The following is a 13,519-nucleotide window of genomic DNA, read 5'->3' on the forward strand; positions in this document are numbered from 1 at the left end:
GAGGACTCCAGTTTAATTAGGGGGCCTATGAGATAATACAAGTAACTTGTATTATTTCTCCGCCAGCTCCCCAAAACAAACGAGAGCCAACATGAGTATACAACTAATTTGTATTATTTGGACTAAAAACGTGCCCTCGCCCGGATTTAATACAACTAATTTGTATTGTTCGTCTTCCTTCCGCGCCACTCAGCAAATCATCCCAGACCAGCACAAGTTACAGCCTGCGCCGCTCCGGAAACATCCCACTCCGACGGAAGCCCCCCACTCAAAACCTTACCCAAACCCAAACCCAAAGCCAAATCCAAACCTAATCCAAACCTAATCCAAACCTAATCCAAACCTNCCCAAACCCAAATCCAAATTCAAACCAATCCAAACCAATCCAACCCCAACTACCGCGACCGCGGTCACCTCACGTCCGCGAGCGGACTTCAAAAATCGCAAACTTCAAATAATCGCCTTCATCGGCGCCCAAAATCCGCGGGTGATCTTTCCCCGCCCCGCGATACTCGACCAAGCGCAGCACCTTGCCGGCATCGACCGCTGCTTCCTGCACTGTCTGCAGAAACAAATCCGGCCGCACATGATAGGAGCAGCTGGCCGTCACCAAAAATCCGCCTTCGTTGACCAGCTTCATCGCATGCAAATTAATATCCTTATAGCCGCGGCACGCCCCCTCGACAGCCCCGCGCGATTTCGCAAATGCCGGCGGATCAAGGATGATCACATCCCATGTGCGGCCTTTTGAGGTTATCGGCTTCGACGTATCCACCTTCACCTTAGCGCCGGCTTTACCGCCTGCTCCTGCTCCAGCGCCTCCGGCTCCCCCCTCGCCTTTACCACCCTCCGCGCGCTCCTCGCGTTCGTTCAATCCCTTCAGCTGCTCGCGCAGATAATCGAACGCATCGGCCACAACAAATTCAACGCGGTCGCCGAAGCCGTTCAGCTCAACATTTTTACGCGCCGTCTCCACGGCATGCTCCGAAATATCCAAGCAAGTGACCTTCTTCGCCCCGAACTGGCAGGCGTTCAGCGTAAAGCTTCCCGTATGCGAAAAGCACTCCAGCACCGTAGCCCCATCCCAATGCGGAAATGACACCACAGAACCGTTTTTGTTTACCGGTACCCGCTTCATTTCGCCGTCCACTTCGCGTTCCTCCAGCCGGATGCCGCTGCGCTCGCCCCAGCCCTTCATCAGAGAACGGATCGCCGCACGGTTTTCCCGCTGATCGAAGAAATAACCGGTCTTCTGCCCTTCTACGATGTCGACGACCATTTTCAGCCCATTCTCTTCGATCTCTACATGCCGCGGGCAATGGCCATACAGCACGCCGGTGCGCTGCTCCAGCCCTTCCAGCTTCCGCACGGAAACATCGCTCCGTTCATAAATCCCCTGAGGCGCGAACACTTCAACCAGCGCTTCTACAATTGCATCACGGCGTATGTCCATGCCCAGCGATAAAATTTGCACAACGAGCACGTCGGCAAACCGGTCAACCACCAATCCCGGCAAAAAATCAGCTTCGCCGTAAACCAGACGGTACGACTTCGTTTCCGTAACAAAACGCTCACGGTAAGTCTTACAAGCTGAAAACCGGCTTACGAAAAAAGCGCGGTCCATCTCCTCCAGCGGCTCATACGAGACGATTCGAACCGTCATCTGCGACTGCGGATTGTAATATCCGGTACCCAAATAGCGCCCGACATGGTCAACGACGTTAACCAGCGCGCTGGCCTCCGCCTCTTGCTCGGGCTCGACCTTTTCTATTTCACTGCGGAAAACCCACGGATGCCCTTCCTCCAGCCGTTTCTTTCGTTTTTTCTGTAAAAAAACGTTGACCATGAAATCCCTCTTTTCGTTGTTTTTTCTATGTATGAAGCGAGCATTCATTTCCCCCATAATTGGAGTTTGCGCCGGAACAAAGAGATTCTCCCTTTTTCAGCTCGTCACGCTTGTCATGCCCGTCCGCCGACACTCATACAATGAGTTATAACCCTTAAACGTCAAAAGGAGACATCCCGTCATGCTCAACGAGATCGTCATCCCTCTTCTTGTCGGTCTGGCTATCTTTTTATTCGGTCTCAAGATCATGGAAATTGCACTGCACCAATGGGCCGGCCCCTATTTGCAATCCGTGCTGAAGCAGTTTACCAAAACTCCGCTGCACGGCTTACTGACGGGAACCGCCACTACGGCCGTCCTGCAAAGCAGCAGCGCCGTGACGGTCATTACCATTGGGCTGGTGAACTCCGGGTTGTTAACGTTCAGCCGGACGCTCGGCATTATACTCGGTACCAATATCGGTACCTGCCTAACCACCGAGCTTATCGGGCTTAACATTGGAAGACATGCACTCACAATCCTGTATGTCGCCGCAGCCGTCTGGTCATCGACGTTTCTTGTGATGCCGTTCGTACGCTATCTTCACAAAGCGATCCCGCATCTTCGCTGCTTATCACTTACCGCGGCAGGCTTCGCTTGTATTATGCTCGGAATGAAGGTTATGGAAACCATCACCCCCGCACTGCAGTCCAGAGGCTTGTTCATCTGGTTTTTGGAGCATGCCCAGACCAGCATTTTGTGGGGCGTTATCGCCGGAATGGTCATTACCGCCGTCATTCAAAGCGGTACAGCAACCATCGGCATTGCGATGGGGCTTGCCGCAGTCAGCGCCATTTCCGTCGATCTGGCCGTAGCAATCACGCTGGGCGCGAATATCGGCAGCTGCTCTACCGGACTCATTGCATGTATCGGCAGCAGTAAATCCGCCCAATTCGTCGCATGGTCGCATGTCACGCTGAATCTGATCGGGACAGCACTTTTTCTCCCGTTCATCGGACAGCTTGCCGCCGTTTCCGGCATGATTTCATCGGATCCGATCGGTCAAATCGCGCATGCCCAAACGATATTTAATATTGTTTGCTCCGTGCTCGCCCTGCCTTTCGCCTATTTACCTATCTTTCGAAGGATGGACCAGGCTCCGCCGCCGCCTTCAACGACTTAACGTTCAGACCTACGTGCACGGTATGCTGCCACACAGCTTTGCTTATCGCAAGACACTCACAAAAAGCCCCCATCTGCCGGGGGCTTTTTTCACCTTATATTAATATCCGCCCTCGCCCTTGGCTCCAGTAACAATCGCAATACCGGAGCTGGTGCCGATTCGAGTAGCACCGGCTTCAATCATTTGCATCGCCGTTTCAAAATCGCGTACGCCGCCGGATGCCTTCACACCGATATTTTGCGATACGGACGCTCTCATTAACCGGATATCCTCAACCTTTGCCCCGCCCGGTCCAAAGCCCGTCGAGGTTTTCACATAATGCGCGCCCGCTTCCTCGGAAAGGCGGCAAGCGGCTTTTTTCTGCTCGTCATTTAAAAAGCCCGTTTCAAAAATGACCTTTACAATCGCACGTCCGCGCACCGCATCAACGACTTTACGAATGTCCGCGCCTACTGCCGCATAGTCCCCTTCCAGCAGCTTGCCGATTGCCAGCACCATGTCAATTTCGACTGCTCCCTGCTCGGCTGCCTCCGCCGCTTCGAATGCCTTCGCTGCCGCTGCTCCCGCACCTAATGGAAAGCCGGCAACCGCCGCGATTTTCACGCCTGTTCCTTCCAATCGTTCTCTGCAAAATGGAACCCATGCCGAGTTAACGCAAACGCTGAAAAAGCTGTATTCTTTGGCCTCATCGCAAAGCTTCGCAATGTCTGCAGAAGTCGCTTCCGGCTTTAAGTATGTATGATCGATATATTTAGCAAGCTGTGTTTTATCCAATTGTGTCATGATTCTATTTCCTCCTTCATTGTTACGCCCAGCTTTTTAAGGGCTTTGCGCAGAACACTATCGTTATTATCGTACCCGAATTTCTTTTGCCTGCTCCAAGCTTCCGCTGGAGAAAGCCACAATACTCCCGAAATCTCTTCCACCTGGGCAGCAAGCTCTCCACCCTGTGCTTCTACTAAGTAGTAGTGAACTTCCTTTTCGATGATGCCGCGTTCAGCAGATGAAAACGTATATTCGATTTTTTCAAGCGGCTCGACAATTCGACCCTGAATACCCGTTTCCTCCAAAATTTCACGTATCGCCGTCTGCTCAATCGTTTCGCCGGGCTCCATCTTTCCTTTGGCGAGTGTCATTTTACCAAAACGATCCTCGATGAGCTGAATTTGCAGTACTCCCTCTTCGTTGCGGAACACCACACCGCCTGCGGATATTTCTTTCATTAGCAGCGCTCCTTTATATGGGAAAAATTAAACAGCATGCTAACAGACACCCATAAATCATATGTAAAATCACTTGATGATGTATGTCCCTAGGTTCACAGCACTCCGCTTCCCCTTGCCATACTTGTCCAAACCAAGAAGTGAGAATGTGGCATACAAGTGACGCCCGTCCGCGAAAGCCGCAAACGGGCGCTGATTCAATCGTAACGGTGCTCGAAGCTGGACTAACAAGAGCTTGATCGATTAGCCGATTGCGCGAACCGCTTCAGCAACGAGAACACCTCTGCATTCGTTTACTCCGGCTTCCGTAACCCGAACCGTTACCGTCTTGCCGATCATGTCCTCGGAACCCTCGAACACAAGCTGCAGGTAATTGTCGGAATAGCCGCTAACGAGACCCTTGCCTTCGGCTCCCTTCGCTTCGCGCTCCGGAATGACCGTCAGCACGTCGCCGACAAACCGCTTCGCATACTCGAGCTGCATCTGTTCGGATAAATCGATCAGCTCATGCACACGGCGATTTTTCTCTTCCTCATCCACTTGATCGTCCATCCGCGCAGCAGGAGTGCCTGTCCGCTTGGAATAAGGGAACACGTGCATTTCGGAAAATCCGATTTCCTGCATAAAACGGTAGCCGTTCTCGTGCATTTCAAGAGTTTCGCCCGGGAAGCCAACGATCACGTCCGTCGTAATCGCAACCTCCGGCCAAATTTCACGAATACGGCGAATACGCTCTGCATATTCCGCAGTCGTATATTTCCGGCGCATTCTCTTCAATACGGTATCGTCTCCCGCCTGCAGCGGAATATGCAAATGTCGGCAGAACTTGTCGGAGCTTTTCAGCACCTCAAGCACCTCGTCCGTAACCTGGCTCGCCTCGATGGAGGAAATGCGCAGACGCTTCAGCCCGCGAACCTTACGGTCCATATCGCGCAGCAGCGCCGCAAAGTTGTAGTCCTCCAAATCTTCGCCGTAGCCTGCCGTATGAATACCTGTCAGGACGATCTCCTCATAGCCTGCATCCACAAGCGCCTGCGCCTGCTTGATTACATTTTCCGGCTTGCGGCTGCGCAGCAAACCGCGCGACCATGGGATAATACAGAACGTACAGAAATTGTTGCAGCCTTCCTGAATTTTCAGGAATGCACGTGTACGGTCAGCGAAATCAGGAACGTCGAGCTCCTCGAATTCACGCGTTTTCATAATGTTGCGGACAGCGTTAACCGGCTGGCGCTGGTTTTGCAGCTCCGAAACATACTGCATCAAATGCTGGCGGTCCTGGGTTCCGATAACGAGATCGACTCCCGGAATCGCTAAAATTTCCGCCGGTGACGTCTGCGCATAGCAGCCGGTTACCGCCACAATAGCGTCCGGATTACGTCGCACGGCGCGGCGAATGATTTGGCGGCTCTTCTTGTCGCCTGTATTGGTAACGGTGCATGTGTTGATCACATAAACATCCGCTGTTTTCGATTCAAAATCAACCTGCTCATAGCCTTCATTTTTGAATAGCTGCCATATCGCTTCTGTATCATAGAAGTTGACTTTACAGCCCAGCGTGTAAAACGCGACAGACGGCATATGATTACCCCCCCATCTCTCCTGTTTCATAATGTATGCAAGACAGTGCGGCCAAAGCGGCCGTTTCCGTCCGTAGAATTCGTTTGCCAAGCGTAATCGGTCTGCAGCCTGCAGCAGCGGCTTCTTCAACCTCCGCATCGGTAAAACCGCCTTCCGGCCCGATCAAAACGGCGATCGTCGCCACGCTGCCCCAATCCAAGCCTTGCAGCAGCTCGCGAAGTCCGAGACCCTGCTCATGCTCGAAGCAGATCATTGCCGCATCCGCCGAAGCGGCCTCCTTCAACGCGGCCTTCCAGCCAAGCGGAGCTTCTACCACGGGAATCCGGCTCCGGTGCGCCTGTTCGGCGGCTTCCTTCGCAATTTTTCCCCAACGCTCCACCTTCTTGCCTTCTTTGCGCTCGTCAATCTGCACCACTGTGCGCGCCGATTGAAACGGAATAAACCGCGCCGCACCAAGCTCCGTGCCCTTCTGGATGACCGTTTCAAGCTTATCGCCCTTCGGCAGCCCTTGAAAAATCCAAACGTTCACTTTCGGCTCGCGGTTATACGGAATCGTCTCTACAATGTTTGCCGTCACGGAATCCTTATGAAGCTCGGTTAGCTCAGCAAGCACATCAGTGCCGCTTCCGTCGCAAACGATGAACGTCTGCCCCGGCTTGCCGCGCATTACGCGAATGATATGATGAGCGTCATCACCCGTAATGACGACACGGCCTTCTTGAATTTGTTCGGGATTCACAAAATAGCGCTGCAATGTTGAGTTCCTCCAACCATAAAATATACAACGTTCCGGCTTGAAAAGCTACCTTTTACAAAAACTGTTCATTCATTACCGGTTAAAGAAGCCGAACCAGTCAAGACGAACGCCGAACAAACTAGACACGATACCGTCCAGCCATAAAAACACGTCCCCGATCGATCCGAGCACCGGGCGAATCGTATGGGCGGAAAGCGGCGGAATGAACACAAGCAGAAGAAAAATGTATGCTCCCCAATGCTCATACTGTCCGAGCCAAATCCGCATGCGCAGCGGCAGCAAATCCTTGACCACCCGGTATCCATCCAAAGGAGGGAGCGGAATAAGGTTAAATACGAACAGCAGCAAATTCATCATGATCATATAATGGAAAAAAGTCCCGACAGCTTTAAAAGCACCTACCGACATTTGCTGCGGATTCACAATCCCTGTCATCAACAGTACGTACGCAAGCAGGATCGCCACGAAAGCAATGAGCAAATTGCTGAGCGGACCCGCCGCCGATACAATGATGCTCATCAGCCGCGGCCGCTTAAAGCGGCTCCGGTCAACGGGAACCGGCTTCGCCCACCCGAAGCCGGCCAGCAAAATCAGCAGCGTTCCGAGCACATCGAGATGCGCCATCGGATTGAGCGTCACCCGCCCAAAGTGCCTCGCCGTCGGATCACCGAAGCGGTCGGCAAAATACGCATGCGCGTACTCGTGGAGCGTGAACCCCACCATCAACGCTAAAAACAAAAACGGAAGCTCTTCTATCGGATAATATAAAAAATCCATCCCGAAGCTTACGCCTCCTTCCGGATCCGTGCCGTAATCACTACCCAGCCCTGATCGACAGTTACCCGAACGATTTCAAATCCGTGCTCTAATAGACCTTTTTCCACGTCTTCCCGCTTGCTTTCGATGATCCCGGAAGCGACGAATAAGCCATCCGGCTTCAATGCATCCCGCACATCCCCGATAAACGTTAAAATGATCTCCGCCAAAATATTAGCTACCACAACGCGCACCGGCGTGCTAACCCCAAGCTCCCCCGACTGCTTGAGCGCCTGCAGCAGGTCGCTTTTTTGTACCGTAATGACATCCTCCAGCCCGTTCAGCCGCACATTTTCCTTCGCGCTGCTGACCGCCACTGGGTCCAAATCAAGCGCCAAAGCACGGCTTGCTCCCAGCTTTACTGCGGCAATTGCCAGCACGCCCGATCCGGTGCCGACGTCGATGACTTCATCGCCGGGCTCCACTGCTGCCTCAAGCGCCTGCATGCATAAGGACGTAGTCGGATGCGTACCCGTGCCAAACGCCATGCCCGGATCCAGCTCGACAACGACCTCTCCTTCGCCCGGCTCGTATACTTCCCAAGTCGGCTTCACTGTCAAGCGGTCGGAAATCCGCACCGGCTTATAATACTGCTTCCATGCGTTCGCCCAATCTTCTTCGTTCACCTCGCGGAACGAAATTTGCTGCTTCCCCGGATCGATGCCGAATTCCGGCAGCTCTGCGACAAACCGCTTCACCTCAGCCACCAGTGCATCAATGTCTTCCGCATCGGCGAAATATCCCTTCATATCCGCCTCGCCTTCGGGAATATCGTTTAGCGGACGTTCGTACCACTGCCCAAGCGAAGTGTCGCGCTTACGCTCCAAGCTGCCGGATTCCTCAATCGACACGCCTCCCGCGCCCAGCTGATGAAGATAATCCGCAATTGCTTCCGTTGCTTCTTCCGTTGTGTATATCGTTATTTCATGCCAGCGCATGAACGCACCTCCGCCGTAACTGATATTGTCTTTTTGGAGCATATTTTAGACTAGCCCCTTTTTACCATAGCCCCTATTGTACTACACTCGGCTCCCGATGGAAAATGCGGGCAGAAGAAAAGCCGCCTAACCTGGCGGCTCTGCGGCTTCCCTCCGATGATATTAATACTGATCAATCGCTTGATCCACTTTTCCTTGCAAGTAGACAAGCCGCATCATGACAACCGCGGCTTGCGCCCTTGTTACCTCATCGTTCGGTCTCCAAGCTCCTCCGCTGCCTTCCAGCAGGCCGAGTCCGGATGCCAGCGCAACGGCTCCTTTGGAACGAATGCTCTCCGCGTCCGAGAAATGAGAAAGATCGCTGGAATCGTTAAGCGCTTGAGCAAGCTTGTCGTAATGAACAATCGGCATCAGGAGCTCAGCAAACCTCTCCCGTGTCAGGGTCTGATCTACGCCCAGCGTACGTTCCGGATCGTGCTTGATTTGATAGCGCTGCGAATACCAGCGGACCGCTTGATAATAAGGACTATCCTTCGTCACATCCGCAAACAGCGCTTTATCCTCCTCGCCATCTCCGCTTGCATAATAATAGCTTTCGATGTCTCCATTCATCGCTTTCGAGATCATGGAGTACCATTCCCCAATCGTTACAGCCTGATTCGGGTTCAGGAGCCCCTGCTCATCCGCTGCGAGTACCCCATGCTGGACTAAATCTTCGAGCTCAGCCTCCGCCCAATGGCCGGCAATATCCTTCGCCGTCTCTCCAGCCACAGGCTTTGTCATCCCGTAGGTATAAAGCTGCTGAAGCTTACCCGTCGATGCGTTGACGACAGTTCCCTCATGCTCCCGGTCGCCGTACTTCATCGAATAGACGAGCTTATAAGTCGCATCAACATAAGATCCGTTAAGGATATGGTACCCGCCGTCACTCAAATACGTCAAATGCATTTGACTCGCATCAAGCATCGTTTGCTTTGCTTCATCTGCTGTCACTTCTGCGGTCAGTCCCGTCAGCTTGCTTTCCAAATTATCCGTACGTTTCGCCCAGTAGCTTTCAAGCTTTCCTTCACCGCTAACATATATACGCACGTAATCATCCATAACGGCAGTATCCTTGTAGTAACGCTGGAACATGAAGGCATACCCGTCAACGTCGGCGGATGGCGTTACTTCCGGCTTCCCTGTCCAGCGCAGCTCAGAGGCTGCATTCGGATACAGCTTATGAATCCAATCCAGCGCTTTGTCGGCTGCCGCCTCCGCCCCGATACCCTCCTCCGACTTCTGCTCCGTCTCCTGAGCATCCTGAGCATTAGAATATGCCCTGTAGGAATCGTTGCGGAACTCATAAAGCTGGCCGGTTACCGCATCCACTGTTACCCACGTGCTGTTCATGGGGAAAGGAGTCATCCCTTCATTTGAATCCCAACGTAAGCGCCATACCTTACGGCTATTCTCACCTCTGTCATTATCCAATGAACGAGAAATCCGATTCAAGTCCTCCGGAAGCTCTACAACCTCGCCTACGATTTCAATGGCTTGCTCCGCAGAAATAGGCTCGCTGCCTTCCGCACGCGCTTTAAAGCCGTTCGTGCTTTCGGGAAGCTGCTGATAATCCTTGGCGGAAGCAGGCTGTAAGGCCTTGTCAAGATAGGGTTCTCCGCTTAACGCATCCAATGTGACCGGATTCCCCCGGGCCGGATAATAAGCCAGCATCCAATCGCCTTCCCGCCAATCTTTTCGCGTTTGGGTATAAACAAGCTCGAGCTGAAGTTGTTTTTCCAGCCATGCCTCCGCTTCCTCTTGACTCACCTTCGCCTTCCCTTCGGGAAGCTTACTGATCTGAGAGTTGCTGTTAAAAGAGAGCACTCGGCCGTTCCCGTCAATTTCCATGTTCACGCTGGAGAAGGGGACGGGAATCCCGTTCTTCGAGGACTGATAAGAGAAATGGTACCGTACCGGCCCAAAAAGACGCTGCGGGTAATTAGAAGCCCTCTCATCCAATTCAAGCGACTCGCTGGCAAGTGAAGGTGCCGCCTTCGGAATAAAGGCCTTCGCAATTTTCTCCGCTTCCTCACGGGTCACCTTAGGAGGATAATAGGCTCTGGTTTCCGAATCCTGCCCCTCGTATATATGAACCTGCAGGATGTCCCCAGTCATTGCATCTACTTGAGAGCTAAAGCCGTACGAGCCATTCTCTTTCTGGATCGTCCAATGGATCGTCCAGATCAGCTCATTCCTTGGAGGATATGTATGTGGATCTCCCAATTCGACCTGATCCGCCTGCGCTTTCTCTAGCTGTGGAAAAAGGCTGCGTACAATGGCTACAGCTTCATCGCGGGAAATGTTTACATCCGCGGCACTTGGTTTTTCTTTTACCGTTTCAGAGCTCGAGCTGTACGGATAACTGGTCGTATCCGTTGTAACTGTGACGGCTTCGCTGGCCTGTGCACCGGCTGGGTGGAAAAGCGCTGCCCCCAACATTATCATTGCAGCCTTCTTACCTGTTTGCTTCCAAATGTTGTTTCGCTGTACCAATTCATCCCCGTCCTTTTCTGCCAAAATTCAGGAAATTACTTCCTTTCCTATCCACTTAAACGTGAAAGCCCTTCAAAAGTTTCTTTTCTTCTCCTGAATTAGTACAAATGAAACAGAAAACTAGGCGAATGGATTCATGAATGTAATTTTTATTTCCAAGTAAACGACACGCAAAAAAACCGCCGCCGGGCCAAAGCCACGGCAAACGGTTTTCACTTCAAGCACGATTTCATTCATATGACAAATTAGGTTGCTCCGCCCGCTTCTTCAACGACACGAAGCGCTTGATGGTGAACATCTTCAGGCACAACAGCCGTAAGCAAAATATCTCTGCCCGTCGGCCCGCCCTGTCCGCCGTCGCTCATCCCGCTGGCGCTCACATCTGCCGCAGATAAGATTCCGGCGCTTTTATTCGTGTAATCCGCATCCATCGTTATGCTTCCAAGGCTGCCGAAGTTCGACGTAATCGGATTCATATTTTGCTCAATTCCGTCTCCCGGATAACGTGAAAAGCGGTCGATGCTCACATCGATCGCACGCAGTGCTTTCAGCTTCGCTGCAGCCCCTTCCGCTTCTTCCGGGCTTTTAAAATAAGCTAAAATATTTTTATCGGTCATTGCGCTCACATCCCGTATCCATCAAATTTCATGGCGTGTCCGCCGTTTTTTTGCATGATGCTGGCTGCTGCACCGAGCTGGTCCTGCTCCACAAGCGCTGTCAGCACCACCTGATTGTTTTCATCCTCATCGTTGAAGCGTTCCGTATATCCGCCAAGCAAAAAAGGTACCGAGGCCGGCGCCGGATCGCTCGTATGACCGGCAGGAAACGCTCCCAGCGTAAACAAGTTGGCATCCTCCGGGTCGTTCGCCTCCGAACCGACGCCGAATGCATAGTCCCCGCGAAAGTCCACCGAGACCTCCGTAGCTCCTAATGCTTTCAGGTCTACCGCGGCCGATTGTGCGGCGTCCTCGGTTTTAAAATACATTTGCAAATGGCTGCCGCTCATCGAATCCTGGCCCCCTTATTCGCCTGCGTCGCTGATTTGACGCTCTCCAGCCGCCTTAGAACGCTCCATTGCTTCCAGATCGTCACGATCTGCAATATCCATGGAAAACTCCACATTTTGAAATCTTCCATCACCCGCCGGTGTTTGATCGCGGAGAATTTCCGTCTTCGGTTTGTTATCGGACATGGTTCCCGTCTCCTTTGCATGGATATAGTTTCATCTGGAGTAGTATCTTCCATGCGAAGCAAAATATGCAGGGTAATGTCAAATGGAAAAGTAAACGCAAGGGAAAACAGATGGGATTTTCAAGGCGCCGTCCAATGTAAAAAAAAAAGGGGGGGTTCTGAGTGAGAAAACAGGAGGATGCCCATGTTTAGAAAATAGGGAAGCGTAAAAAACCGGACACAAGCAGCAGCTGCCTGTGTCCGGTTATAACGAAGCTATGCCAAATCGGCGATTCCATTAGTCGCCGAGAAATGCTTTCTTGAATCGCTCAAACAACGATTGCGATTCTTGAGTATGCTCGCCGCCAAGCTTGGCAAACTCGCGCAGTAAATCCTTCTGCTCCTCGGACAAGCCGGTCGGGGTAACGATCGTTACCCGCACATGCTGGTCGCCGGAGCCCGTTCCGCGAAGCCGCGGCACACCTTTGCCGCGCAAGCGGAAAAAGGTGCCGGTTTGCGTGCCGGCCGGAATTTTTAGCTTCACCTTTTCCGTGAGCGTCGGGATCTCGATTTCATCGCCAAGCGCCGCCTGCGCAAAGGTGAGCGGCACCTCGCAGTAAATGTCGTCGCCCTCGCGCTCGAAGAAGTCATGTGCTTTCACGCGGATGACGATGTACAGGTCTCCCGGAGGGCCTCCGCGTACGCCCATCTCGCCTTCGCCGCTGACGCGGAGCTGTGCTCCGTCGTCCACACCCGCCGGAATCTTCACATGGATTTTACGCGTACGCTTTACCTTGCCGGAGCCATGGCATTCGCCGCACTTTTCTTTGATCAGCTTGCCATGCCCGCTGCACGTCGAACATACGCGGCGGTTTACGATACGACCGAAGGCCGTATTCTGAACAACCTCCTGCTGGCCGGAGCCATGGCAGGTTGGACACGTTTCCGGCTTCGTTCCCGGCTTCGCGCCGCTGCCGTGACAGCGTCCGCATTCCTCGGTGCGCGGAATTTGCAGGTCGGTTTCCTTGCCGAAGACCGCTTCCTTGAACTCGATTGTCATCGTATACTGCAGATCGGAGCCGCGCTGCGGCGCGTTCGGGTTACGGCGCTGGCCGCCGCCTCCGAAGAACATATCGAAGATGTCGCCGAAGCCGCCAAAATCGCCGCCTCCGCCGAACCCGCCGCCGCCAAAGCCGCCTTGGTTCGGATCGACATGGCCGAAGCGGTCGTAAGTCGCCCGCTTCTGGTCATCGCTCAGCACATCGTAAGCTTCCTTCGCTTCCTTAAACTTCTCTTCCGCATCGGCTTCCTTGTTCACATCCGGATGGTACTGCCGGGCCATTTTTCGATATGCCTTCTTAATATCGTCCGCGGAGGCGTCTTTGCCGACCCCCAGCACCTCATAATAATCACGTTTCGCCATGGTCTCTTCATCCACCCCCGTCGTAAGCATTGCAAAACGAAAGTCAAAGCCGGGAAAATCATCTTTTC

The 13,519-nt window shown here is 53.0% G+C and carries 13 protein-coding genes; 1 reads left to right on the plus strand and 12 read right to left on the minus strand.

All coding sequences use genetic code 11. From position 1 onward, the window contains the following. Positions 1-415 precede the first annotated feature (415 nt). A complete protein-coding gene (locus GQS10_RS01670; protein WP_166238365.1) occupies positions 416-1,846 on the minus strand; it encodes a class I SAM-dependent rRNA methyltransferase in 1,431 nt (476 codons plus the stop codon). 181 nt (positions 1,847-2,027) lie between these two features. Here GQS10_RS01670 and GQS10_RS01675 point away from each other — a divergent pair, with 181 nt between their 5' ends. Continuing rightward, positions 2,028-3,008, plus strand: coding sequence for a Na/Pi cotransporter family protein (locus GQS10_RS01675; RefSeq protein WP_166238367.1), 981 nt, complete (start codon positions 2,028-2,030; stop codon positions 3,006-3,008). Positions 3,009-3,107: 99 nt separating this feature from the next. On the opposite strand, the gene deoC is transcribed toward GQS10_RS01675, so the two are convergent. From deoC to dnaJ, 11 genes are all read right to left on the minus strand, one after another. Beyond that, a complete protein-coding gene (deoC, locus tag GQS10_RS01680; RefSeq protein ID WP_166238369.1) occupies positions 3,108-3,791 on the minus strand; it encodes a deoxyribose-phosphate aldolase in 684 nt (227 codons plus the stop codon). Beyond that, on the minus strand, positions 3,788-4,231 hold the full coding sequence (locus tag GQS10_RS01685) for an NUDIX hydrolase (protein ID WP_166238371.1): 444 nt from the start codon (positions 4,229-4,231) through the stop codon (positions 3,788-3,790). The genes deoC and GQS10_RS01685 overlap by 4 nt, the downstream gene beginning before the upstream one ends. Before the next feature lie 243 nt (positions 4,232-4,474). Beyond that, entirely contained in the window at positions 4,475-5,812 is a 1,338-nt protein-coding gene (gene mtaB / locus GQS10_RS01690; protein ID WP_166238373.1) for a tRNA (N(6)-L-threonylcarbamoyladenosine(37)-C(2))-methylthiotransferase MtaB, read from the minus strand. A gap of 4 nt (positions 5,813-5,816) precedes the next feature. After that, positions 5,817-6,566, minus strand: a complete 750-nt coding sequence (locus tag GQS10_RS01695) for a 16S rRNA (uracil(1498)-N(3))-methyltransferase (RefSeq protein ID WP_166238375.1) — start codon at positions 6,564-6,566, stop codon at positions 5,817-5,819. Positions 6,567-6,641: 75 nt separating this feature from the next. Next, positions 6,642-7,346: a site-2 protease family protein gene (locus GQS10_RS01700; protein WP_166238377.1), complete on the minus strand. Its 705-nt coding sequence runs from the start codon at positions 7,344-7,346 to the stop codon at positions 6,642-6,644. A gap of 8 nt (positions 7,347-7,354) precedes the next feature. Continuing rightward, a complete protein-coding gene (prmA, locus tag GQS10_RS01705) occupies positions 7,355-8,323 on the minus strand; it encodes a 50S ribosomal protein L11 methyltransferase (RefSeq protein ID WP_166238379.1) in 969 nt (322 codons plus the stop codon). A gap of 162 nt (positions 8,324-8,485) precedes the next feature. Beyond that, on the minus strand, positions 8,486-10,810 hold the full coding sequence (locus GQS10_RS01710; RefSeq protein ID WP_166238381.1) for a YcdB/YcdC domain-containing protein: 2,325 nt from the start codon (positions 10,808-10,810) through the stop codon (positions 8,486-8,488). A 293-nt stretch (positions 10,811-11,103) separates the two neighbouring features. After that, positions 11,104-11,475, minus strand: a complete 372-nt coding sequence (locus GQS10_RS01715) for a hypothetical protein (RefSeq protein ID WP_166238383.1) — start codon at positions 11,473-11,475, stop codon at positions 11,104-11,106. A gap of 5 nt (positions 11,476-11,480) precedes the next feature. After that, positions 11,481-11,864 (minus strand): hypothetical protein, encoded by a 384-nt coding sequence (locus GQS10_RS01720; RefSeq protein ID WP_166238385.1) that lies wholly within the window; start codon positions 11,862-11,864, stop codon positions 11,481-11,483. Between the two features lie 15 nt (positions 11,865-11,879). After that, positions 11,880-12,050: a YfhD family protein gene (locus GQS10_RS01725; RefSeq protein WP_166238387.1), complete on the minus strand. Its 171-nt coding sequence runs from the start codon at positions 12,048-12,050 to the stop codon at positions 11,880-11,882. 276 nt (positions 12,051-12,326) lie between these two features. Next, positions 12,327-13,451, minus strand: coding sequence for a molecular chaperone DnaJ (gene dnaJ, locus GQS10_RS01730; RefSeq protein WP_166238900.1), 1,125 nt, complete (start codon positions 13,449-13,451; stop codon positions 12,327-12,329). Positions 13,452-13,519: the final 68 nt, after the last annotated feature.

The sequence above is a fragment of the Paenibacillus turpanensis genome, from assembly GCF_011421635.1.
Taxonomy (GTDB): Bacteria; Bacillota; Bacilli; order Paenibacillales; family YIM-B00363; genus Paenibacillus_AK; species Paenibacillus_AK turpanensis.

What these genes read in the sequence shown, in the direction of transcription:
- GQS10_RS01670 (WP_166238365.1), bottom strand. Translation starts at nt 1,846, where the DNA reads ATGGTCAACGTTTTTTTACAGAAAAAACGAAAGAAACGGCTGGAGGAA.
- GQS10_RS01675 (WP_166238367.1), top strand. Translation starts at nt 2,028, where the DNA reads ATGCTCAACGAGATCGTCATCCCTCTTCTTGTCGGTCTGGCTATCTTT.
- deoC (WP_166238369.1), bottom strand. Translation starts at nt 3,791, where the DNA reads ATGACACAATTGGATAAAACACAGCTTGCTAAATATATCGATCATACA.
- GQS10_RS01685 (WP_166238371.1), bottom strand. Translation starts at nt 4,231, where the DNA reads ATGAAAGAAATATCCGCAGGCGGTGTGGTGTTCCGCAACGAAGAGGGA.
- mtaB (WP_166238373.1), bottom strand. Translation starts at nt 5,812, where the DNA reads ATGCCGTCTGTCGCGTTTTACACGCTGGGCTGTAAAGTCAACTTCTAT.
- GQS10_RS01700 (WP_166238377.1), bottom strand. Translation starts at nt 7,346, where the DNA reads ATGGATTTTTTATATTATCCGATAGAAGAGCTTCCGTTTTTGTTTTTA.
- prmA (WP_166238379.1), bottom strand. Translation starts at nt 8,323, where the DNA reads ATGCGCTGGCATGAAATAACGATATACACAACGGAAGAAGCAACGGAA.
- GQS10_RS01710 (WP_166238381.1), bottom strand. Translation starts at nt 10,810, where the DNA reads ATGATAATGTTGGGGGCAGCGCTTTTCCACCCAGCCGGTGCACAGGCC.
- GQS10_RS01715 (WP_166238383.1), bottom strand. Translation starts at nt 11,475, where the DNA reads ATGACCGATAAAAATATTTTAGCTTATTTTAAAAGCCCGGAAGAAGCG.
- GQS10_RS01720 (WP_166238385.1), bottom strand. Translation starts at nt 11,864, where the DNA reads ATGAGCGGCAGCCATTTGCAAATGTATTTTAAAACCGAGGACGCCGCA.
- GQS10_RS01725 (WP_166238387.1), bottom strand. Translation starts at nt 12,050, where the DNA reads ATGTCCGATAACAAACCGAAGACGGAAATTCTCCGCGATCAAACACCG.
- dnaJ (WP_166238900.1), bottom strand. Translation starts at nt 13,451, where the DNA reads ATGGCGAAACGTGATTATTATGAGGTGCTGGGGGTCGGCAAAGACGCC.